The organism is Micromonospora avicenniae, from assembly GCF_900156065.1.
In the GTDB taxonomy this organism is placed as follows: domain Bacteria; phylum Actinomycetota; class Actinomycetes; order Mycobacteriales; family Micromonosporaceae; genus Micromonospora; species Micromonospora avicenniae.
This window is the reverse complement of sequence record NZ_FTNF01000001.1, coordinates 367,360-389,210: the sequence shown is the minus strand read 5'-3', so window position 1 is coordinate 389,210 and position 21,851 is coordinate 367,360. Positions and strand designations below refer to the sequence as shown.

The window sequence follows — 21,851 nt, the reverse complement described above, 5'->3', positions numbered from 1 at the left end:
GTACCGCTCGGCCGCGCCCGGCGGGCACGCCGGGGGCGGACATGGCGGTTCCGGGGTGTGCCGGCGGGCGGCAGTTCCCCTTGAGGTGCTGGTCCAATGCACTGACGGGCACAGGGGCCTCCTCGGGCTGAGGGGTGTCGACTCACGGCAAATGGGGTGAGCCGACCCGAGTGATGATAGGGGCCAACGTCACCCGCGCGTGGCAAGTCCGTTACACAGGGCCGAAGTATTTACCGCCGTGTCGCACCCATGGCGGACCGGTTGTCCGTCGTGTGCGGTTGACTTTGGGTGGTTCCGGTGGTCTGGAGTGGAACCCCTGATCAGCGTGGTCATATAGGACGCCGCTCGGGCGTGTCGGTCGGGTTGGCCGGCGCGCCGGCGACGGGACGGCCACGGCGCGGTCCGGCGTCCCATCGACGGGACGCGATTGGGCCACCGATGGCACAGCCTCCAGTCCCGTCCACGGGACCGTCATGGCGGCGGTGCACATCCGGGCCATGGCCGCCGACCGGCCGCTGTGCGAGACTCAGCCACCGTGCAGGACGCAGTGAACAGAGCCGTCCCGAACCTCGCCGACCGGGTACGCCGGGCGGCCGTCGCCCACGGTGACCGACCCGCGTTGCGCTGGCGGGACCGGACGATCAGCTGGTCCGAACTGGACGCCTCGGTCACCGCGGTGGCCCACGCGCTCGTCGCCGCCGTCGCACCGGACCCGGCCGGGCAGCCGCCCCGAGTCGCCGTCGCCCTGCCCAACACACCGGACTTCGTGGTCAGCTACCTCGGCATCCTGCGCGCCGGGCTCGTCGCCGTGCCGGTCAACGCCGGCCTCACCGGACCGGAACTGCGGCACGTGCTAGCGGACTCCGGCGCGGCGGTGCTCATCGCCACCGAACGGGTCCGCGGCCTCGTCGCCCCGTACGCCGGGGAACTGCCGGGACTCACCGCGGTGCACGCCAGTCCGCCGGCGAGCAGCGCCGACGACGCCGCCGCCCTTCCCGTGCGCGGCGGCGACGATCTCGCGGTGCTGCTCTACACCTCCGGCACCGAGGGTCGGCCCAAGGGGGCGATGCTGTCGCACGGCGCGCTGCTGGCCAACCTGGAGCAGGTGAGCCGCATCGAGCCACCGGTGGTCGGGCCGGAGGACACAGTGCTGCTGGCGCTGCCGCTGTTCCACGCCTACGGGCTCAACTCCGGGCTCGGCGCGGTGATCCACCACGGCGCGACAGGTGTGCTGGTGGACGATCTCGGCCCGGACACGGCGCTCGCCGAGATCACCCGGCACCGGGTCACCGTGCTGGTCGGCGTACCGTCGATGGTGCTGGCCTGGTCCAGGGCGGACGCCGACGCGCTGGCCGCGGCGATGGCGTCGGTGCGGCTCGTGGTCTGCGGCGCGGCACCGCTGGAGCCGGCCGTGGCCGCCCGCTTCACCTCCGCCGCCGGATGCCCGGTGCACATCGGGTACGGCCTCACCGAGACCGCCCCGGTGCTCACCTCCACCCTGGTCGGACGCGGCCCCAAGTCCGGCTCGATCGGCCGGCCGCTGCCCGGTGTCGAGCTGCGCCTGGTGGGGGCCGACGGCACCGAACTCTGGTACGACGGGGTGCCCACGCCGGACGACGACCCCGACGGGCCGGACCTCTCCGACGCCGCGCCGGGCACCGACCCCGGCCAGATCGTGGTGCGGGGCGCGAACGTGTTCGCCGGTTACTGGCCGGACGGGCGGGATGGCCCGGATGCGGCCGGCTGGTGGTGCACCGGTGACGTCGCGTACGCCGACGAGGACGGTGACCTCTTCCTGGTCGACCGGCTCGGCGAGCTGATCCTGGTCAACGGCTTCAACGTCTACCCGTGCGAGGTGGAGTCGGTGCTCGACGGGCACCCGGGGGTGGCCGAGTCGGCGGTACTGGGTGTGCCGCACCCGCGGACCGGCGAGACTGTCCGGGCGTACGTGGTCCGGGCACCCGGAGTCCCGGTGACGGTGGAGGATCTGCTCGGCCACTGCGCACGGAACCTGGCCCGGTTCAAGTGCCCGACCGGCGTCGAGTTCGTCGACGCCCTGCCGCACTCGGTGATCGGTAAGGTCCGTAAGACCCAGCTTCGGTCGGCGACCGCCGCGGCCGCCTCGGTGCCGTCCCCGGCGGTGCCGGTCGACGACCCGTCGGTTCCGGCCGACCCGCGTACGGAGGTGCCCGATGGCCACTGACGCCAGGCTCACCCTGATCACCCGACCCGACTGCCACCTCTGCGAGGAGGCGCGCGCCGCGTTGGGACGGGTGGTCGCGGTCACCGGCGACCGGTGGATCGAGTGGGACGTCACCGAAGACCTGGAGCTGGAACGCGACTACGGCGACCGGCTGCCGGTGGTGCTGCTCGACGGCAAGGAGCACGGCTACTGGCGGGTGGAGGAGGATCGGCTGCTGCGGGACCTCACCACCCCCCAGCTGTGAGCGGCGCCGGGTAGCCTTCCGCGGCATGACCCCTGCACGCCCCCATCTGGTCTGGGACTGGAACGGCACCCTGCTCAACGACCTCAGCCTGGTGGTCGCCGCCACCAACGCCGCGTTCGCCAGCGTCGGCGGCCCGAGCGTGACGGCGGACGAGCACCGGGTGCGGTTCCGCCGGCCGGTCGCCGAGTACTACGCCGACGTGCTCGGCCAGGCGGTCGACGACGAGGCGTTCGGGCGGCTGGACCGGATCTTCCACGACGCGTACCGCAGCGGGCTGACCACCTGCGAGCTGGCCGCCGACGCCCGGACCGCGATGCGGACGTGGCCCGGCAGCCAGTCGCTGCTCTCCATGTGGTTCCACGACGAGCTGGTGCCGGCGGTGCACGGCTTCGGGCTGACCGGGAACTTCCTGCGGGTGGACGGGTTCCGCGGCGGGCTCGGCGGCGACCGCAAGGCCGAGTCGCTCCAGAAGCACCTCGCCGAGCTGGGCCTTCAGGGGAGTTCGGTGGTGCTGGTCGGCGACTCGATCGACGACGCGGACGCCGCCGTCGCCGTGGGCGCCGGCGTGGTGCTGTACACCGGCGGCTTCACCGACCCGGCCCGGCTGCGCGCCTCCGGCCATCCGGTCGCCGACACCCTGACCGAGGCGGCGAAGCTGGCCGGGACCCTGCCCTGACACACGCCGCCCTAGTTGCGCAGGTAGGCCAGGACGGCCAGGACGCGGCGGTGCTGCTCGGTGTCGGGCGGCAGGTTGAGCTTGGTGAAGATGTTGCGTACGTGCTTCTCCACCGCTCCGTCGCTCACCACGAGGGTGCGCGCGATCGCCGTGTTGGACCTTCCCTCGGCCATCAACCCGAGCACCTCCCGCTCGCGCGGGGTCAACTCGCGTAGCGGGTCGTCGCGGCGGCGCCGGGCGAACAGCTGGCCGACGACCTCCGGGTCGAGCACCGTACCGCCGGCCGCCACCCGCCGCAGCCCGTCGAGGAACTCGTCGATCGCGGCCACCCGATCCTTGAGCAGGTAGCCGATCCCGCCGCCGCCGGCGCCGCCGGTGGTGGCCAGCAGGTCGTCGGCGTACGACACCTCCACGTACTGGGAGAGGACCAGGACCGGGCTGCGCGGCACCAGCTGGCGGGCCTGCACCGCCGCCCGCAGCCCCTCGTCGGTGTGCGTGGGCGGCATCCGCACGTCGACGATCGACACGTCCGGCCGGTGCTTCACCACCGCCTCGACCAGGGCGTCTCCGTCACCCACGACGGCCACCACCTCGTGCCCGGTCTCGGTCAGCAGCCGCACCAGTCCCTCGCGGAGCAGGACGGCATCGTCGGCGATCACCACGCGCATGGTGCTGTTGTCTATCACGTCGGCCTCACAGCGGTAGGTCGGCGCGGACCTCGGTGGGTCCGCCGGGCGGGCTGACCACCACCAGTTCGCCGCCCGCGGCCCGGACCCGGTCGGCGATGCCGGCCAGCCCGTGGCCCTTCGCCACGTGCGCTCCGCCCTGGCCGTCGTCGCCCACGCTCACCGTGAGCCGCCGGCCCGACCGCTGCACGCTCACCTGGCACTCGGTCGCCCGGCTGTGCTTGGCGACGTTGGTGAGCGACTCGGCCACCACGAAGTACGCGGTGTTCTCCAGGGCCGGGTCGAGCCGGCCGGTCGGGGTGCCGAGTTCCGGGTCGACCCGCAGCTCGATCGGGATCAGCCCGCGCCCGGCGAGCGCCGCCAAAGCGCTGGGCAGGCCGCGGTCGACCAGGATCGGCGGCGCGATGCCCCGGGAGAGAGCCCGCAGTTCGGCCAGCGTGTCGCGGGTCTGCGCGACGGCCTCGTCCAGGGTCCGCCCGGCCGCCTCCGGGTCGGAGGCGAGTTGCTGCCGGGCCCGGCTGAGATCCATCGCCAACCGGACCAGCCGCTGCTGGGGGCCGTCGTGGATGTCCCGTTCCAGCCGACGCAGGGCGGTCGCCTCGGCGGAGGCGGCGGCCCGCTTCTGCTCCTCGAGCACGATGATCCGGTCGCGCATCTCCGCCACCCCGGTGAGCATCGCCCGGGAGAAGCTGGCCTGTAACAGGGCGCAGCCGCGGACCACGATCGGCAGGGTGATCAGGAAGAAGACGCCGACGGCGGTGTAGAGGCCGACGCGGCTGAGCGTGGAGCTTCCCAGGCCGAGCAGTTCGGCCAGGTCGGTTTCGTCGGGACTGCGTGGCAGCGCCCAGTCGTACACCCAGTAGAGCGTGCCGCCGACGGCTCCCGCCCACCACACCACTGTCACCACGAAGGTGCTCACCGTGACGATCAACTTGAAGATGCCGTGCGCCAGATCGAGCCAGGACTGGGCGTCGGCGATCGGTACGAAGATCCGCCGCCAGGCGCTCGCGCCCGGCTCCGCCGCCCGGTAGTGGGGACGTACCCGGGGCTGGTGCAGTACGGACGGCAGCCGTAGCCGTTCGATGTCGGCCAGGCCCCGGGCGGCGTACAGGGTCCCCGCGAGGACGGGCAGGCCGATCACCGTCACCATCAGGCCGATGCCGAGCGCCGTGCCGGCCAGGAGTACGACGAAGCTGGCCAGCGCCAGCGGCAGGCCGAGCAGCACGTAGCCGGAGTCGAGCAGGAGTTGACGGGTGACGGTCGGCGCCAGTTTCGACTGGTTGGCGGCGACGGTGACGGTGGTCATGTCAAAAGGCTAGGCAGCGCGCCGTCCCCGGCCCATCCCGTAACCCGCCCTCTGCGCCGTAGGGCTTGCCCTACCTCCGGCTTTTCGATCAGTGGCGGTCGCCGTTTCGGCCGGAAAGTGTTGGATCGAGCGGATTCAACGGGCGAATGGTGGGCGGCAACGGCGCGGGATTGGTCAGAGAAGTCGGGATTGAGCAATAATCGCCGGGCGGTTCCGGCAGCTGCGCCGGATCGATCTTGCGGAATGGAGGGCCAGGTGGAGCCGCATCGCGAGCTGACAAGATCGCGATTTGTGCACCTCTTCACAAGCGCCTACTCTGTAATTTCGACGCGCCCTGCTAGCACAGCCGGCACCCTCGGTCGCCAGCGGGAGTCCCGAAGCGGCCGACCGCCGGAGTTGGCCGAGGATCGCACCGCACGGAGTCTCATGAGTCAGCACCGTCACCCTGGCGCGCCCGGTAGCGCCGGTGCCGTACCGGCGCTCCCGGACCTGCCCGAGGCGACCGTCGCGCGGCTCCCGGAGTATCTCCGCGCCCTGCACAACCTCGCCGACAGCGGCGACGAGACCGTCTCCAGCGAGGGGCTGGCCGCCGCCGCCGGGGTCAACTCCGCCAAGCTCCGCAAGGACCTCTCCCACCTCGGCTCGTACGGCACCCGCGGGGTCGGCTACGACGTGGCGCTGCTGATCGGGCAGATCGAGTCCGTGCTCGGGCTCACCCAACGCCGGGCGGTCGCCCTGGTCGGTGTGGGTAATCTCGGTCACGCCCTGGCCGGCTACGACGGGTTCGCCAGCCGGGGCTTCCGGATCGCCGCGCTCTTCGACGCCGACCCGGCCCGGGTGGGCGAGGAGATAAATGGCCTGGTCGTACAGCATGTCGACGAGTTGTCCCGGGTTGCCGCGGAGGAGTCGATAGCGATAGGCGTGATAGCCACGCCGGCCGCCGCCGCTCAGCCGGTGGCCGATCAACTGGTCGCGGTCGGCGTGACGAGCATCCTCAACTTCGCACCGTGCGTACTCTCGGTCCCGGAGGGCGTGGACGTACGCAAGGTCGACCTCGCCATCGAGCTGCAGATTCTGTCGTTCCACGAGCACCGCAAGGCGTCGCTGACCGCGCTGCCCGCCGCCGGCGGGTCCGCCCTCACCGCACTGCCGGGTGGGCTCGCGGCCAGCGACTCCCAGGAGGCGATAGGTACGTGAAACTCCTCGCCGTAGGCGCGTCCTACCGCACCGCCCCGGTCGCCACGCTGGAGCGGCTGGCGGCGCCGCCCGCCGAGTTCGTTCGCATCCTGGACCGGCTGGTCGCCCAGCCGTACGTGAGCGAGGCGGTGCTGGTCTCCACCTGCAACCGGGTGGAGGTGTACGCCGCCGTGTCCGGTTTCCATGGTGGTCTCGGTGACATCTGCGCCGTCCTCGCCGAGCAGGCCGACTGCTCGCCGACGGCGCTCGCCAACCACCTCTACGTCCACTACGACGCCGCGGCGGTGAACCACGTCTTCCGGGTCGCCACCGGGCTGGACTCGATGGTGGTCGGCGAGGCGCAGATCCTCGGTCAACTCCGGGACGCGTACCACTGGGCCACCGACGCCGACTCGGCCGGCCGCCTGCTGCACGAGCTGATGCAGCAGGCGCTGCGGGTCGGCAAGCGCGCGCACGCCGAGACCGGCATCGACCGCGCCGGGCAGAGCGTGGTCACCGCCGCGCTGGAGCTGGCCGCCGCTCACCTCGACGGTGACCTCGCCGGCCGCCCGGCCATGGTGGTCGGGGCCGGTGCGATGGGCTCGCTGGGCATGGCGACGCTCGCTCGGCTCGGTGCGGGGCCGCTCACCGTCACGAACCGGGGGGCCGACCGTGCCGTCCGGCTGGCCGAGTCGTACGGAGCGACGGCCGTCCCGATGGCCGAGCTGACCGCCGCGCTTTCCACAGTGGACATCGTAGTGGCCGCCACGGCGGCCATCGAACCGGTCCTCACCCGGTCGGTGGTGGCTCGGGCGCTGGCCGACCGGGACCCCGCGCGGGGGCCGCTGGTCCTGCTCGACCTCGCCGTACCGCGTGACGTCGAGGTCGGGGTGGCCGAGCTGCCCGGGGTCGAGGTGATCGACATCGAGCGGATGGCAGCCCTGCTCGCCGAGGGTCCCGCCGCCAGTGACGCGCTGGCCGTGGAGCAGATCGTCACCACCGAGGTCGACAGCTTCCTCAACTGGCTCCGCGGCTCGGACGTCGCACCCACCGTCGCCGCGCTGCGCGGGCGGGCCGACGACGTGGTCAGCGCGGAGCTGCGCCGGCTGGCCCAGCGGCGGCCGGACTTCACCGACGACCAGCGCGCCGAGGTGGCCCGGACGGTGCACCGGGTGGTGCAGCGGCTGCTGCACCAGCCGACCGTCCGCGTCCGGCAGTTGGCCTCGGAGCCCGGAGGCGACCAGTACGCGGCCCTGCTCCGCGAGCTGTTCGACCTCGAGGTGCCGCAGACCTCCCCGGTCGACACCGTCCCTGACGTCATGGAGCCCGACCCCGCCCCGTCCACCGGAGGTGAACGATGATCACCCCCCTGCGCCTCGGCACCCGGGGCAGCGCCCTGGCCATGGCCCAGTCCGGCCACGTCGCCGAGGCACTCACCGCGGCCACCGGCCGCCCGGTCGAGCTGGTCGAGGTGGTCACCGCCGGCGACCGCTCGAAGGCGCCGGTGCGCCGGCTCGGCGTCGGCGTCTTCGTCTCCGCGCTGCGGGACGCCCTGGCCGCGCGCACCATCGACCTCGCGGTGCACTCCTACAAGGACCTGCCCACCGCGACCGCCCCCGGGCTGCACATCGCGGCGGTGCCGCTCCGGGAGGACCCGCGCGACGCGCTGGTCGCCCGGGACGGCCGTACGCTCGCCGAGCTGCCACCGGGGGCCACGGTCGGCACCGGCTCGCTGCGTCGCATGGCCCAGCTGCACGCCTTGGGGATGCAGCTGGAGGTCACCCCGATTCGAGGCAACGTCGACACGCGCCTGGGCCGGGTGCTCGGCTCGGACGCCGACCTCGACGCGGTCGTGCTGGCCCGGGCCGGTCTCAGCCGACTCGGGCGGGCCGGCGAGATCACCGAGACGCTCGACCCGATGCTGATGCTGCCCGCGCCCGCCCAGGGTGCGTTGGCGGTGGAGTGCCGGGCCGACGACCCGGACCTGATCGAGCTGCTCGCCGTACTCGACCATGCACCGTCCCGCGCCGCGGTCACCGCGGAACGGGCGTTGCTGGCGACCCTCGAGGCCGGGTGCAGCGCACCCGTCGCCGCCTACGCCGAACTCGCCGAGGGCGACGCCGGCGAGGAGATCTATCTGCGCGGGGCGGTGATCAGCCCGGACGGCACCCGTGAGATCCGGCTGTCCCGCACCGGAACGCCCGCCGATGCGGCGGAGATCGGCAAGGCACTCGCCGCCGAACTCCTCGACCTCGGCGCCGACACGATCCTCGGCCACGAAGGACACACCGGCCCGGGGACCCAGCAAATTGGGAGCACAGAATGACCCGCACCCGTAAGCCCGTAGGCCGCATCGCGTTCGTCGGGGCCGGTCCCGGCGACCCGGGCCTGCTGACCCGCCGGGCGCACGACGCCCTGGTCGACGCCGACCAGGTGGTGTACGACCGGGGAGTACCCGAGTCGCTGCTCGCCGCCGTACGCGCCGACGCGCGTGCGGACGCGGAGTTCACCCCGGCGGAAGGCGCGCCGGGAGACGTGGCCAAGGTGCTGATCTCCGCGGCCCGTGCCGGGCAGAACGCGGTTCACCTGGTCGCCGGCGACCCGTTCGGCCACGACTCGGTGGTCAAGGAGGTGCAGGCCGTGGCCCGCACCGCCGCCCACTTCGAGGTGGTACCGGGTGTGGGCCAGGCGGAGGGTGTCGCCGCGTACGCGGGTGTGCCGCTGCCGGGCGTACGCACCGCGGCCGACATCGAGGACGTCAGCGCGCTGGACTTCGAGGCGCTGGCCGCGGCGGTGACCCGCGGCTCGGTCGCGCTCGCCGTGGACGCGGGTGACCTGGCCGCGGTCCGGGACGGCCTGCTCTCGGCAGGGGTGGACGGCACCACTGCGGTCGGCGTGACCGGCGACGGCACCGGGGAGACGCAGTACACGACGACCTCGACGGTGGACAGCTTCGTCGCGGCCGCGCTCGGCTTCACCGGCCGGGTGGTGCTCACCCTCGGCGAGGGCGTCGGTGAGCGGGACAAGCTCAGCTGGTGGGAGAACCGGCCGCTGTACGGCTGGAAGGTGCTCGTGCCCCGTACGAAGGAGCAGGCCGGTGTGATGAGCGCCCGGCTGCGCGCGTACGGGGCGATCCCGTGCGAGGTGCCGACCATCGCGGTCGAGCCCCCGCGTACCCCGGCCCAGATGGAGCGGGCGGTCAAGGGCCTGGTCGACGGCCGGTACGCCTGGGTGGTCTTCACCTCGGTGAACGCGGTCCGCGCGGTCTGGGAGAAGTTCGCCGAGCACGGCCTCGACGCCCGGCACTTCGGTGGCGTGAAGATCGCCTGCATCGGCGAGGCGACCGCGGAGGCCGTGCGCGCGTTCGGCATCCAGCCGGAGCTGCTCCCGTCCGGGGAGCAGTCGTCCGAGGGCCTGCTGGCCGAGTTCTCGCCGCACGACGAGGTGCTCGACCCGGTCGGCCGGGTGCTGCTGCCGCGTGCCGACATCGCCACCGAGACGCTCGCCGCCGGGCTCACCGAGCGCGGCTGGGAGGTCGACGACGTGACCGCGTACCGGACGGTCCGGGCGGCGCCGCCACCGGCCGACATCCGCGACGCGATCAAGTCCGGCGGTTTCGATGCGGTGCTCTTCACCTCGTCCTCGACCGTCCGGAACCTGGTCGGCATCGCCGGAAAGCCGCACGCGCGTACCGTTGTCGCTGTGATCGGGCCGAAGACGGCGGAGACGGCCACGGAGTTCGGCCTGCGGGTCGACGTCCAGCCGCAGCACGCCTCGGTTCCCGATCTGGTGGAGGCGCTCGCCGCCTACGCCGTCGAGCTGCGGGAGAAGCTCGCCGCGATGCCGGCCAAGCAGCGCCGCGGCTCGAAGGTGCAGGGTCCGACCGCCCTGAGGTTCCGGTAGTCGTCAGGAGTAACCCATGTCGTACCCCGAGGTCCGGCCCCGCCGGTTGCGCCGCACCGCCGCGATGCGCCGGCTGGTGTCCGAGACGCGCGTGGACCCCGCCGAGCTGATCCTGCCGATGTTCGTCAAGGAGGGGTTGACCGGTCCCCGGGCGATCACCTCGCTCCCGGGAGTGCTCCAGCACTCCCGGGACTCGCTCCGGAAGGCCGCCGTGGAGGCGGTCCAGGCCGGGGTTGGCGGGATCATGCTCTTCGGCATTCCGGAGCAGCGCGATCCGTCCGGCTCCGGCGGTGCCGACCCGGACGGCATCCTCAACGTGGCGATCCGGGACGTGATCGCCGAGGTCGGTGACGCCACCGTGGTGATGAGCGACCTCTGCCTGGACGAGTTCACCTCGCACGGGCACTGCGGCCTGCTCACCCCCGACGGTGACGTGGACAACGACGCCACCCTGGCCGCGTACGCCGAGATGGCGATCGCCCAGGCCGAGGCCGGGGTCCACGTGGTCGGGCCGTCCGGGATGATGGACGGCCAGGTCGGGGTGATCCGACGGGCGCTCGACGCCGCCGGGCACCAGGACGTGACGGTGCTGGCGTACGCCGCGAAGTACGCGTCGGCGTTCTTCGGCCCGTTCCGGGAGGCGGTGGAGTCGGCGCTGGAGGGGGACCGCCGCGCCTACCAGCAGGATCCGGCCAACCTCCGGGAGTCGCTGCGCGAGGTGGCGCTCGACGTCGCCGAGGGCGCCGACATGGTGATGGTGAAGCCGGCGCTGCCGTACCTGGACGTGCTTTCGGCGGTTCGCGACGCGGTAGACGTGCCGGTCGCCGCGTACCAGGTCTCGGGCGAGTACGCGATGGTCGAGGCGGCCGCGGCGAACGGCTGGATCGACCGGGAGCGGGCGATCCTGGAGACGCTCACCTCGATCCGTCGAGCCGGCGCCCAGATCATCCTCACCTACTGGGCGGTCGAGGCCGCCCGGCTGCTCCGCGAGCGTTACTGACACGGCGCTCCCGTCGCGGTTCGGCGGGGGCGGGTTCGAGCGATCGCGGCGGCCGCACCAACAGGACAGGGTTGTCTCGGAGTGGGTGCCGGGACGGCCTCGGCAGCGCTGGATTCCGTCGCGGGGAGTAGCCACCTGGCCCTCCGCCCCGTATCTCGCTCAGATGCTTTGCTCTGCACCCCTATACGCGCCACTCACGCACAGCGACCGGTGCGTATGAGGGTGCAGAGCAAAGGCGGCGGAGGGGTGTTCCTCGGGTCGCCGACCTCCACGGGAAAGTTCCTGCTCAGGGTGGTTGAGTTGCGGGCGGGGTGGGCTGACCGTCGGTTCAGCGATCACGCAGGCGTCACAATGGGTGATGTTTGCGCGTCAGTGGCCGTTCGCTACTAAGCGTTAACCTGCCGTCGGTCGTTGCCGGGTGGAGGAGCGCCGAAGGGAACCGCGCCGGAGACCGGCGAGGGCGAGCGTTGTCCACAGGGCCCGACGTTGTCCACAGGCGGCGTGGACGGGATTGCGGGACGCGACGCCGACCGGGAGGGTGGGCGTATGAGCGACGCCCCGACGGAACCCACCGGTGAGGCGGGCGACGCCCCGACGGAACCCACCAGCGAGGCGGGCGACGCCGCCGCGCCCTGGCCGGTGGTGGGCATCGTGCGGGCGATCCGCCGCCGAGCCGACCTGAGTCAGCGCGAGCTGGCGCGCCGAGCGGGTGTGCACCACGCGACCGTGGGACGGATAGAGGCCGGCCGGCTCGCGCCGAGCATCGAACTGCTCTGCCGCATCATCGGCGTCGCGGGTCACCGGCTCGCCGTCGTGGACGAGTCCGGGCGGGTGCGCAGGCCGATGCGGGACTGGGCGGACACGCGCGACGGGGCGGAACACCGCTACCCCTCGCACCTGGACGCGATCCTCGACCCCGAGCCAGGGGAGTGGTGGGCGGACATCACGGGTGACGCCTCGCCTCGGTCGTCTCAGCGCGACGCGTCGAGACGGTGCACCAACTCGGCCACGTCGACGCTGTATTCGCACCAGTCGCGGTCGGGCCGGTAGCCCAGCTCGGCGTTGACCTTCAGCATCGCCTCGTTGGCCTGGGCGTTCCAGGTTTGCACCTCGGTCAGCTCGGGTGCGGCCGAGCGCAGCTCCAGCAGCATTCGTGCCTTGATCGCCCGGTCGATGCCGTAGCCGCGGTGGTCCTGCGCCACGATCGTGTCGTACTGGTCGGCGCGGGTCGGGTGCTGGGCCGGCACCACCACCTCAGTCAGGCCGGCCACCTCGCCGGTCTGTTCGTGCAGGGCCAGCACGATGTACGGCCGCATGCCACGTCGATGCAGGCAGTCCAGGCTGTCCCGCAGCCGCTGCGCGTCGTAGGAACTGGGGCGGAGTTCGCCGTCCTCGACGTCCCGCACCTCGGCCTTCGCCCGTGCGTACGCCTCGATCAGCTCGTCCGGCGGCCCGTCCGGGTGGAACTCCAGGTGGTATCCGGCGCCCACGCCGCCGGCCATCTCGGCCAGGTCCGTCCAGTCCACCGTCGAGAGGTCGAGCACGCTGCGGGTTTCGACGTACTCCCGGGTGAAGCCGAGTGACTCGTAGAAGTCGACGGCGGGCGTGTCGCCGACCACCTCGGCGCCGATCGAGGAGAAGCCCTCCTGGTAGACCCGATGGGCCGCGACCCGGACCAGTTCACGGCCGAGGCCGGTGCGCCGCACGGCCGGATGCACCAGCACCTCCAGCACGCCGATGTCGCCGAGCAGCAGCACGTGCACCTGACCCAGGACCGCGTCCGACGAGCCACCGGCCGCCGACTCCGGCTGCGCGACCCAGGAGATCCGCCGCTGACCCGGCATCACCTCGGTGAGGTACTCCCGCAGCGAACCGTTGCGCCACGGCGGATCCTGTGGCATGTCGGCCGCGAGGACCGCGTTCAGCGTGTCCAGCAGCGACGCGATCTCGGCAGACGACGCGGTCCGGGCGTCCCACTCGCGCACCATCACCCGTCTAGCTTGCCGCTAATGGCAGCCTGGGGGAAGTGTCCAGTTCTCCAAATGTATGCAGACGATCACTTCACGTACGGCTGGCCTGTCCGTACTGGTTCGCGGTGTCGAACACCTTCTGCACGTAGGGGCGGACGTCGTTGTACGAGAGGATCGCGTTCCACCAGTCGGTGGGGATGCTCAGATTGCGGCCGTTGCGGCACAGGTAGTTGCCGGCCGCCAGGGCCGCATCGTCGATGTCGTGCGGGTCCACCTTGCCGTCGTTGTCCGCGTCCACGCCCACCTCCTTCCAGGTGGTCGGGATGAACTGCATCGGCCCGATCGCACGGTCGTAGGCGGTGTCCTTGTCGAGCTCCCCACGGTCGGTGTCGACGATGCGCATCCGGCCGCCCTGCCCGTCCAACGGCAGGCCGATGATCTCCGGTGTGGCTCGCCCGTTCTTATCGAGGCTGGCGCCGTTGGCCTGCCCGTGCGAGGACTCGACGAACCCGATGGCGGCCAGTGTGGTCCAGTTCAGCGCGCAGCTCCGGTTCGTCTGGGCGAGCACCAGCTCCGCGTAGCCGTACGCCTCCATCGCGGTCGGTGAGATCCCGACCTTGGGTCCGATCGTCTTGGCCCAGTTGGCCAGGGCGTCCGCGGGGCGGCCCCCGACCGCGGGCCCGGTCGGCTGCACCCCCGGGGCAGCGGTGGTGGGCAGCCCACCCGGCAGACCCCCGGGCAGCCCGGTCGGTGAGGTCCCGGGTAGCGGCGCGGTGGTGTCAGCGGTGGCGTCGACCGCGACCGGGCGCGGCGCGTGCACCGCCGCCGGGACGACCAGCGCCCCCGCGGCCGCCGTCGCCGCCACCAGCACCAGGAGGAACAATCCCGGCAGTGCGAGCCGGCCACTCGGCCGCCGCGACCAGGCCCGGGTCGCCCGGGCGGCGGCGGCCGCGACCCGACGGGGACGCAGGCGTACGGCGTGCGCGAACGGCACCCGGTGCCGGCTGGACCGCGCGGCGAGCGGGTCACCCTCCTTGGTGGCGGCGTTGGCGGCTGCCCCGGTCGAGTCTTCCGGCTTCGGGCCGCTGCCCGTCTCGTCGGCGGCCACCGCCGGGCCGCCGTCGGACTCCGGCTCGGAGCCGGCCTTCGGCGTACCGTCCGGCTTCGTGGTGGCGTCGGTCTTCGGGCCGTCGGCCTGCGGCTCGTCGGTCTTCGCGCCGGTGCCCGCAGCCGCCTCGACCGGCGAGCCCGGTGTCGTCCCGTCGGCGTCGGTCGGGGCGCTGCCCTCGGTCTTCGGCCCGTCGGAGGCGGTTACCGCGGTCGGCGCACCGTCCGGTGCGGTCGGCCCGGTAGAACCGGTGCCTGCGGCCGGCGTCGGGTCGTCCTTCGGCCGGGGTGAGCCGGCACTGTCCGTCGGCACGGGCTCGTCCGGAGCGTGCGACTTCAGCCAGGGGCGTCGGGGACGAGGCACCTGCTGCGGCACCGGATCCGGTGCCGCGCCGGACTCGGCGATCGCCCCGTCGGGCGGTGCGGCCGGTCGCAGGGGCCGAAGGTTCGATCTGTCCTCGCCGTCCACCACCCGTCGAGTATCACCCATCCCCCGCGACACGTCAGGCCCCACGTACCCTGAATGCATGCCCCGGTACGACTTCCGCTGCCGCGCCTGCGGCGCAACCTTCGAGGTCAATCGCCCGATGGTCCAGGCCGGTGAGCCGGCTGCGTGCCCGGAGGGACATGTGGACACTGTGAAGCTGCTCTCCACCGTCGCGGTCACCGGCCGCAGCGGTGGTACCTCCGGTGGCGCCCCGGCTCCCGCCGGGGGCGGCTGCTGTGGCGGCGCCTGCGGCTGCTGAGCGGGGCGAGCGCGGCTCCTACGGTTCGTGCTCTTCCCGCTCCTCCCGGCGGGCGGCCTGCACACCGGCCTGAAACCGGGTACGGGCGCCGAGTGAGGCCATCAGCGTCGCGATGTGTCGCTGCGCGGTGCGGTAGCCGACGCCGAGCTGGCGCGCGATCGCCTCGTCGGTGAGCCCGGAGAGCAGCAGCGCGATGAGCCGTCGGTGCTCGACCGGAGGGCGGTGGCTCGGTGGCGCGACCGCAGCGGGTTGCAGTGGCAGGGCGGACCGCCACAGCCCTTCGAAGAGGTGCCCCAGGGCGTCGAGAAGCGCGCAGGGCCGGAGCAGCACGGCGCTCCCACCGTCGTCGTCGGGCCGGCGGATGAGCAGGCCGTACCGGCCGTCGGCGAGGTAGAGCTTCAGCGGCAGGGTCGGCAGTACCCGCGCCTGCTGGCCGGCGGCGACGAGCTGTTCGAGCCCGTGCAGGGCGCCCGGCTGCTCGAGGGACGAACGCTCGTAGATGGTGCGGGAGCGTACGCCTCGCCGGAGCAGCTCGATCCCACCGCTCGTCGTGCCGGCGCCGTCGAGGTACGGGGGCTTGTCCAGGCAGAGGATCTCCGTCTCGGCCGTACGCCGGAGGCGGTGGAGTCGTTCCAGCACCGCCTCCCGCCCGCTGACCACCTCGAGCACGGCGGTCGAGTCGGTGAGGCTGCGGTCCGCGCGGTGGACCGCGGCCAGGCGGTGGAGGTGCTCGCGGGCTGCCTGCAGCCGCCGCTCGTACGCGCGGATCGGTGCGTCGAGGGCGACCTCGGGGTCGACGGCCGTGTAGGTGGTCGGGTCGTCGTCGCCCGCCACGACGAGCCCGGCGGCGACCAGCGCGCCGAGTGCGTCACGCAGCGGCTCGGAGCGGATCCAGGACCGGTCGAGGTCGACCGCCGTGGCACCCGGCTGCGCGACGACCAGTTCGTACGCCGCGGACTCGACCGCGGTCAGACCGGCCGCGTCGAGGTCGCCCTCCGGATGCGTCGGCACTGTCAGACCACGCCTCCGGACGTGGTTATCCAGCCGCGGCGGATGGCCTGGTAGCCGGCTTGGAACCGGCTGGCCGCCCCCAACCGCCGCAGCATCGCGCTGATCCGGCGACGCACCGTGCGTTCGGTGCAGCCCTGCTGGGCGGCGATCGCCGCGTCGGTCAGCCCGGCCGCGAGCAGCGGTAGCAGCTCCCCCTCGATCGGCGACGGCGCGTCGCCGACCTCCACGAGCTGCGGGTGGCCGTCGCGTACCCGCAACGGGACGCCCTGCTCCCAGGTGATCTCGAACAGCCCGCCGAGCATCTCGATCAGGGTCGGGTCGCGGACGAGCATGGCGGACTCGACGTTCCCGGGGTGGACCGGGAGCAGCGCCAGCGGGTGGTCACTGAGCACCAGCTTGATCGGCACGGTGGAGACGCGGATCTCCTCCCCGACGGAGAGCCCCTGTGCGAAGTCGGCGAGCCGGCTGGGATCGTCGAGCCCCCGCCGGTCGTAGATCACCCGATAGTGGATGCCCTGGCGCAGCAGCTCCAGCTCCACCGGCTCGTTCAGGGGCGGGACGTCCACGTAGGGCGGAGCGTCGAAGACCCGTACCTCATGACGGGCGCTGAGCTGGACGTCGATGAACGCTTGCTTGATCGCCTGCTTGCCGTGCAGGATCTCGACGAGACCTCCGGCGTCGTGCGGGTGCTGACCGGCGCGGAAGACCGCCGCCAGCCGGGCGCGCCGGGCCCGGGCGCGGGACAGGGCGCGTTCACCGGCGAGCGCCAGCACATCGGCGACCTCGTCCGGTGCCACCGCCTGGAACCGCGCCGGGCTCCCGGGGAGTCGCAGCGCCAGCCCCAACTCTTCGAGCCGGGCGAGCAGCGGACGGGCCTGGCCTCGCCACGGCTGGTCGGCGGCCGACCGGTCGAGCGTCTCAAGGCGAACCGCCGGGCGTTCGAGCAACCATTCGTAGAGCGCCTGCTCGGCCGCCGTGACCCCCAAGATCCGCAGCACCCGTTCATCGTGCGGCAACCTCGGGTTGATGTCCATCCTGTTCCCGCCGGTGGCGTGAACCGGACGTCACAACTGCCTTCTGCCGAATCGGCAGTGGTGGCATCGTCGGCAGGCGCGCTCGCCAGGAAACCTGTGCCGGTGCCGGATGCGCTCGCGACAATGGCCGATCGGCTCAGCCGGCGGGCGCGGTCGTGAGTCGACTCGCCGGAGGAGAGTGCGGAGCGTGTCATCCAGAGCAGTACCCCTGAACATGACAGGGCGGCAGATGCTGCCGCCCGAACCGGTGCCCTCGTGCGCCGGCCCGGCCGTTGCCGGGCTCCGGCCGGGAGGTGCCCGATGAGCGCCGGCCGGGCCGCCCGGCGGGCCCGGTGGTCGCAGGTTCTCAGCCTGGTCGCGGCGCTCGGCCTGGTGGCGGGCGTGGCGTCCGTGACCGGCGGGCCGGGCGAGCCCGCCGCCGCAGCACCGGAGAAGATCCAGCCGGAGTTGCGGGCGAGCATGAAGACCCTTCCGGCGCAGCCGTTCTGGGTACGCCTGGACGCCCGCGCCGACCTGTCCGCGGCGTCGGCCATCAAGGACTGGGACGAGCGTGGCGCGGCGGTCGTCGAGGCGCTGCGGAAGACGGCTGAGAAGAGCCAGGCCGACGTCGTCCGCCGGCTGAAGGCGGAGGGCGTCGAGTACCACACCTTCTACGCCTCCAACACCGTGTACGTCGCCCGTGGCACCCTCGACCTGGCCGAGACCCTGGCCAAGGAGACCGAGGTCAGCGCCATCCAGGCGCACCGCATGTACGAACTGCCGGAGCCGCTGAAGGCGCAGCAGGTCGCCGACGTCGACGAGGTGGAGTGGGGCGTCCACGCCATCGGCGCCGACCGGGTGTGGGCGGACGGCACGCGCGGCGAGGGCATCGTCGTGGGCAGCATCGACAGCGGCGTGCAGTACGACCACCCGGCCCTGGTGAAGTCGTACCGGGGCAACATGGGCGAGGCCGGCTTCTCGCACGACTACAACTGGTACGACCCGGCCCAGGTCTGCGGCTCGCCGTCGCTCGCACCCTGTGACAACAACGAGCACGGTACGCACACGATGGGCACGATGGTCGGCGACGGCGGTCCCGGCAACCACATCGGCGTCGCGCCCGGGGCCCGCTGGATCGCCGCCAAGGGCTGCGAGGAGCGGGGCTGCTCCGACTTCGCGCTGCTCGCCTCGGCGGAGTGGATGCTGGCGCCGACGAACCTGGCCGGCCAGGATCCGCGGCCGGACCTGCGCCCGCACATCGTGAACAATTCCTGGGGCAGCGACAACGGCTCCGCCAGCGACCCGTGGTTCGCCGACGTCGTCGCGGACTGGCGGGCCGCCGGCATCTTCCCGATGTTCGCCAACGGCAACGCGGGCGAGGGCGGCTGCGACACCTCGGGCACCCCGGGGGACTACGCGTCCACCTACAGTGCCGGCGCGTTCGACGTGAACGGCAAGATCGGGTACTTCTCCAGCCGGGGTCCGGGCGCGGATGGCATCACCAAGCCGAACATCGCCGCCCCGGGAGTGGACGTCCGCTCCAGCGTTCCGGGCGGCGGCTACGGCGTGCTCAGCGGCACGTCGATGGCGACCCCGCACGTGTCCGGCGCGATCGCCCTGCTCTGGTCGGCCGCACCCGGTCTCATCGGTGACATCGCCGGCACCACGACCGTGCTGGACCAGGTAGCGGTCGACGTCAACGACACCAGCTGCGGTGGCACGCCGACCAACAACAACGTCTGGGGTCAGGGCAAGCTGGACATCTACGCCGCGATGGCGGAGGCCCCGCGCGGCGAGACCGGCCGGTTGACCGGCAAGGTCACCGACGTGAAGACCGGCGAACCGCTCAGCGGTGCCGAGGTCAAGATCAGCGGGCCGATCCACCGTACGGTCACCACCGGCGCGGACGGCGGTTACACCGCCACGCTGTCGGCCGGCGAGTACGACGTGACGGCCTCCGCCTACGGGTACGGCGACGGCAGCGCGTCCGCGACGGTCACCGCCAACGCCACCGCCACCCGGGACCTCAGCCTCCAGCGGACCGCCGAGGTGAAGATCAGCGGAACGGTTGCCGACGGCTCCGCGCACGGCTGGCCCCTGTACGCGCGGATCAGCGCGCCCGGTCTGCCGGTGGGGCCGTGGTTCACGGACCCGGAGACCGGTCGGTACGAGCTGAGCCTGCCCGCCGACTCGACGTACCACCTGATCGTTACCCCGGTCTATCCCGGCTACCAGACCAGTGCGGTGGACGTCCCGGTGGGTAAGGGAGACGTGGTCCGCGACGTCCGGACGCAGATCGTCGAGACGTCCTGCCTGGCCCCTGGCTACGCGTACCCCTTGCGGACGGACTTCGAAGGCTGGACGGACCCGGACAAGCGCGCGGGCTGGACGGTCGAGGACAACCTCGGCGGCGGGCACGCCTGGCAGTTCGACACGCCTGGTGGTCTGGACAACGTCACCGGGGGCACCGGTGGCTTCGCCAGCGCCAACTCGTGGCACAACGACCTCGCCGAGGAGGACACCAATCTCGTCTCGCCGGTGATCGACCTGTCAGGCCAGAGCGCGCCGCAACTCGCGTTCAAGACGCTCTACCTGGGTGAGGGCGGGACCGCGCGGGCGGGCATCGACCTGAGCGTGGATGGCGGCTCGACCTGGACCACCGTCTGGCAGAAGAGCACCGAGAACGCCGGCGGTCCGGTGAGCGTCCCGCTGCCGCAGGCCGCCGGTCAGGCGCGGACCCGGCTGCGTTTCCACTACGCCGGCAGCGGTATCGCCCTGTGGCAGGTGGACGACGTCAGCGTCGGCTCCTGCGGCCCGATCCCCGGCGGCCTGGTCACCGGCGTGGTGACCGACGACAACACCGGTGACCCGGTCAACGGTGCGAAGGTGGTCGACAAGGCGAGCGGGAGCGAGCTCGCGGTCAGCGCCGCGACGCCGCTCGACCCGAACCTGCCGGACGGCTTCTACTGGCTGTTCACCTCGCAGGCGAAGCCGACGTTCACGGTCAGCTACCCCCGGTACGCCACCGGAGAGGCAACCACCACCGTGTCGCCGGACCGGGTGACCAAGAAGGACTGGCGGCTGCGCGCCGGACGGCTGAAGGTCAGCGAAGGGACCCTCGACCTCACCACCCGGCTCGGGAAGTCGGCCACCCGCAGCCTCACCTTCACCAATGACGGCACCCAGCCGCTGCACGTCAAGCTGGGCGAGCAGGCCGTCACTCCGACCGGCCCGGCGGCCAACCGGGTCGCCGAGGAGACCGGTGCGCCGCTGCGGCGCGTGAAGACGGATCCGCCGAAGCCGGGGCCGCTGCCGAAGACGCCGGCGGGCCAACCGGTCCAGCCGGCGGAGCCGACCGCCCAGGGGGAGGCGACGCCGGACGTCGGGCCATGGACCAAGATCGCGAACTACCCGACCCGGATCCTGTACAACACCGCGGGCTACCACGCGGGCAAGCTCTACTCCGTGGGTGGCACCACCACCGGCTTCCGGGAGGGAATGACTCGCAAGGGGTACGTCTACGACCCGGTGACCCTCGAATGGAGTCCGATCGCCGACACCCCGGATGCGGTCGCGAGCGCCGCGGGCATCTTCCTCGACGACAAGATGTACGTCGTCGGCGGCACGAGCACGCAGGGCGCGTTGCTCAAGACCGTGTACGTCTACGATCCCGTCCACGATTCCTGGGGACGGGCGGCGGACCTGCCGCAGGGCCTCAGCGCCCCCGCGATCGCGGCGCTCGACGGCCGTCTCTACGTCGTCGGCGGCTGTGTCTCGTCGTGTCCGGAGCAGGCCGCCACGGTCTACCGGTACGACCCGAGTGGGGACTCGTGGACCCGCCTCGCCGACTACCCCGTCGGGGTGGGTGCCCCCGGCTGCGCCGGGGTCGCCGAACGCGTCGTCTGCGCCGGCGGATACGACGGTGACTTCGCGGTCGCGTCCACCTTCCTGTTCGACCCGGCCACCGGCGCGTGGACCCGGGGCGCGGACGCGCCGTACGGCGTCTTCGCCATGGGGGCCAGTGGCGCCTACGACAAGCTGCAGCTCTTCAGTGGCATGCAGAACGGCTCCATGCTGACCAACGAGGCGGTCGAGTACGACCCGGTCTCGGACAGCTGGGGCCGGCTGCCCAACGTGAACTACCCGAGCACGGACGCCGCCACGGCCTGTGGCGCGTACCGGGTCGGTGGTTCGGTGACGCTGTGGGCCCCGTCGGCCAGCGCCGAGATGCTGCCGGGGTACGACTACTGCGGCGGTACGGCGGACGTGCCGTGGCTGTCGGTTGACAAGCCGGAGTTCGACGTCGCTCCGGGCCGGTCGGTCCAGGTGACCGTCCGGGTCGACGGCGACGCGGTCACCCAGCCGGGTGAGCTGGCCGCGCGGCTGGTCACGCTCTCCGACGCCCCGTCCCAGGGGAGCAACGTGGCGGTGACCGGTCACTTCGAGGCGCCGCCGAACTGGGCGACGCTGAGCGGGACGGTGACCGACGCCGCCACCGGTGGTGCGGTCGCAGGCGCGACAGTGACCGTCTGCGGCGACCACCAGGCCGACGGGCAGGGTCAGCAGGGCTGCGGGCCGGTCAGCTACACCGTCGTGACCGACGCGCACGGCCACTACCAGCTGCGGCTGGCGAAGAACCAGAAGGTCCAGGTCACCGCGGCCGCGCCCGGATTCCAGCCGGCGTCGACGGTGGCCACGATCCGGGCGGCGAAGAACACCGTCAACATCGCCCTGCGTACCGGCTGAGGCCGGTACCAGCCCCACGGGCCAGTCCCGCCGGAACCGGTCAGCCGGTCCCCGGCGGGGCTGG

Annotated in this window: 17 protein-coding genes; 11 read left to right on the top strand and 6 right to left on the bottom strand. The window is 72.6% G+C overall.

All coding sequences use genetic code 11. The features are described from left to right. Window positions 1-535: 535 nt before the first annotated feature. From BXA10_RS01795 to BXA10_RS01785, 3 genes are read left to right on the top strand one after another with little or no spacing between them, the layout of a single operon-like run. Complete coding sequence (locus tag BXA10_RS01795; protein ID WP_245828090.1) at window positions 536-2,203, top strand: AMP-binding protein; 1,668 nt, start codon at window positions 536-538, stop codon at window positions 2,201-2,203. Beyond that, complete coding sequence (locus BXA10_RS01790; protein WP_076466780.1) at window positions 2,193-2,447, top strand: glutaredoxin family protein; 255 nt, start codon at window positions 2,193-2,195, stop codon at window positions 2,445-2,447. The genes BXA10_RS01795 and BXA10_RS01790 overlap by 11 nt, the downstream gene beginning before the upstream one ends. A 25-nt stretch (window positions 2,448-2,472) precedes the next feature. Further along, window positions 2,473-3,123, top strand: a complete 651-nt coding sequence (locus BXA10_RS01785; RefSeq protein WP_076466779.1) for an HAD family hydrolase — start codon at window positions 2,473-2,475, stop codon at window positions 3,121-3,123. 11 nt (window positions 3,124-3,134) lie between these two features. On the opposite strand, the gene BXA10_RS01780 is transcribed toward BXA10_RS01785, so the two are convergent. Both BXA10_RS01780 and BXA10_RS01775 read right to left on the bottom strand, forming a co-directional pair. Further along, entirely contained in the window at window positions 3,135-3,791 is a 657-nt protein-coding gene (locus BXA10_RS01780) for a response regulator transcription factor (RefSeq protein WP_076466778.1), read from the bottom strand. Between the two features lie 25 nt (window positions 3,792-3,816). Next, complete coding sequence (locus BXA10_RS01775; protein ID WP_076466777.1) at window positions 3,817-5,115, bottom strand: sensor histidine kinase; 1,299 nt, start codon at window positions 5,113-5,115, stop codon at window positions 3,817-3,819. A gap of 426 nt (window positions 5,116-5,541) precedes the next feature. Here BXA10_RS01775 and BXA10_RS01770 point away from each other — a divergent pair, with 426 nt between their 5' ends. The 6 genes from BXA10_RS01770 to BXA10_RS01745 all read left to right on the top strand — a co-directional run bounded on the left by BXA10_RS01770 (window position 5,542) and on the right by BXA10_RS01745 (window position 12,244). After that, entirely contained in the window at window positions 5,542-6,312 is a 771-nt protein-coding gene (locus BXA10_RS01770) for a redox-sensing transcriptional repressor Rex (protein WP_076466776.1), read from the top strand. Next, the gene (locus BXA10_RS01765; RefSeq protein ID WP_076466775.1) at window positions 6,309-7,652 is read left to right on the top strand and encodes a glutamyl-tRNA reductase; all 1,344 of its coding nucleotides are present in this window, start codon (window positions 6,309-6,311) and stop codon (window positions 7,650-7,652) included. Before BXA10_RS01770 ends, BXA10_RS01765 begins: the two co-directional genes overlap by 4 nt. Next, window positions 7,649-8,617, top strand: a complete 969-nt coding sequence (gene hemC, locus BXA10_RS01760) for a hydroxymethylbilane synthase (protein WP_076466774.1) — start codon at window positions 7,649-7,651, stop codon at window positions 8,615-8,617. Before BXA10_RS01765 ends, hemC begins: the two co-directional genes overlap by 4 nt. Then, window positions 8,614-10,194 (top strand): bifunctional uroporphyrinogen-III C-methyltransferase/uroporphyrinogen-III synthase, encoded by a 1,581-nt coding sequence (locus BXA10_RS01755; protein WP_076466773.1) that lies wholly within the window; start codon window positions 8,614-8,616, stop codon window positions 10,192-10,194. Before hemC ends, BXA10_RS01755 begins: the two co-directional genes overlap by 4 nt. A 16-nt stretch (window positions 10,195-10,210) precedes the next feature. Beyond that, entirely contained in the window at window positions 10,211-11,194 is a 984-nt protein-coding gene (hemB, locus tag BXA10_RS01750; protein WP_076466772.1) for a porphobilinogen synthase, read from the top strand. Window positions 11,195-11,740: 546 nt separating this feature from the next. Then, window positions 11,741-12,244, top strand: coding sequence for a helix-turn-helix transcriptional regulator (locus BXA10_RS01745; RefSeq protein ID WP_084752098.1), 504 nt, complete (start codon window positions 11,741-11,743; stop codon window positions 12,242-12,244). On the opposite strand, the gene BXA10_RS01740 is transcribed toward BXA10_RS01745, so the two are convergent. Together BXA10_RS01740 and BXA10_RS01735 are read right to left on the bottom strand one after the other, a co-directional pair. Continuing rightward, window positions 12,166-13,182, bottom strand: coding sequence for a GNAT family N-acetyltransferase (locus BXA10_RS01740; RefSeq protein ID WP_076466771.1), 1,017 nt, complete (start codon window positions 13,180-13,182; stop codon window positions 12,166-12,168). The genes BXA10_RS01745 and BXA10_RS01740 overlap by 79 nt on opposite strands. Before the next feature lie 73 nt (window positions 13,183-13,255). Continuing rightward, window positions 13,256-14,761: a lytic transglycosylase domain-containing protein gene (locus BXA10_RS01735; RefSeq protein WP_084752095.1), complete on the bottom strand. Its 1,506-nt coding sequence runs from the start codon at window positions 14,759-14,761 to the stop codon at window positions 13,256-13,258. A 37-nt stretch (window positions 14,762-14,798) separates the two neighbouring features. Between BXA10_RS01735 and BXA10_RS01730 the strand changes: the two genes are divergently transcribed. Continuing rightward, window positions 14,799-15,017: an FmdB family zinc ribbon protein gene (locus tag BXA10_RS01730; protein ID WP_076466769.1), complete on the top strand. Its 219-nt coding sequence runs from the start codon at window positions 14,799-14,801 to the stop codon at window positions 15,015-15,017. A gap of 18 nt (window positions 15,018-15,035) precedes the next feature. Here the strand turns inward: BXA10_RS01730 and BXA10_RS01725 are convergent, their stop codons facing one another. Then, window positions 15,036-16,028 carry a helix-turn-helix transcriptional regulator gene (locus BXA10_RS01725; RefSeq protein ID WP_084752091.1) on the bottom strand — a complete coding sequence of 331 codons (993 nt, stop codon included), beginning with the start codon at window positions 16,026-16,028 and terminating at the stop codon, window positions 15,036-15,038. 2 nt (window positions 16,029-16,030) lie between these two features. Then, complete coding sequence (locus tag BXA10_RS01720) at window positions 16,031-17,026, bottom strand: helix-turn-helix transcriptional regulator (protein WP_076467323.1); 996 nt, start codon at window positions 17,024-17,026, stop codon at window positions 16,031-16,033. Window positions 17,027-17,362: 336 nt separating this feature from the next. Here BXA10_RS01720 and BXA10_RS01715 point away from each other — a divergent pair, with 336 nt between their 5' ends. Beyond that, window positions 17,363-21,787, top strand: coding sequence for a S8 family serine peptidase (locus tag BXA10_RS01715; protein WP_076466767.1), 4,425 nt, complete (start codon window positions 17,363-17,365; stop codon window positions 21,785-21,787). Window positions 21,788-21,851 lie beyond the last annotated feature (64 nt).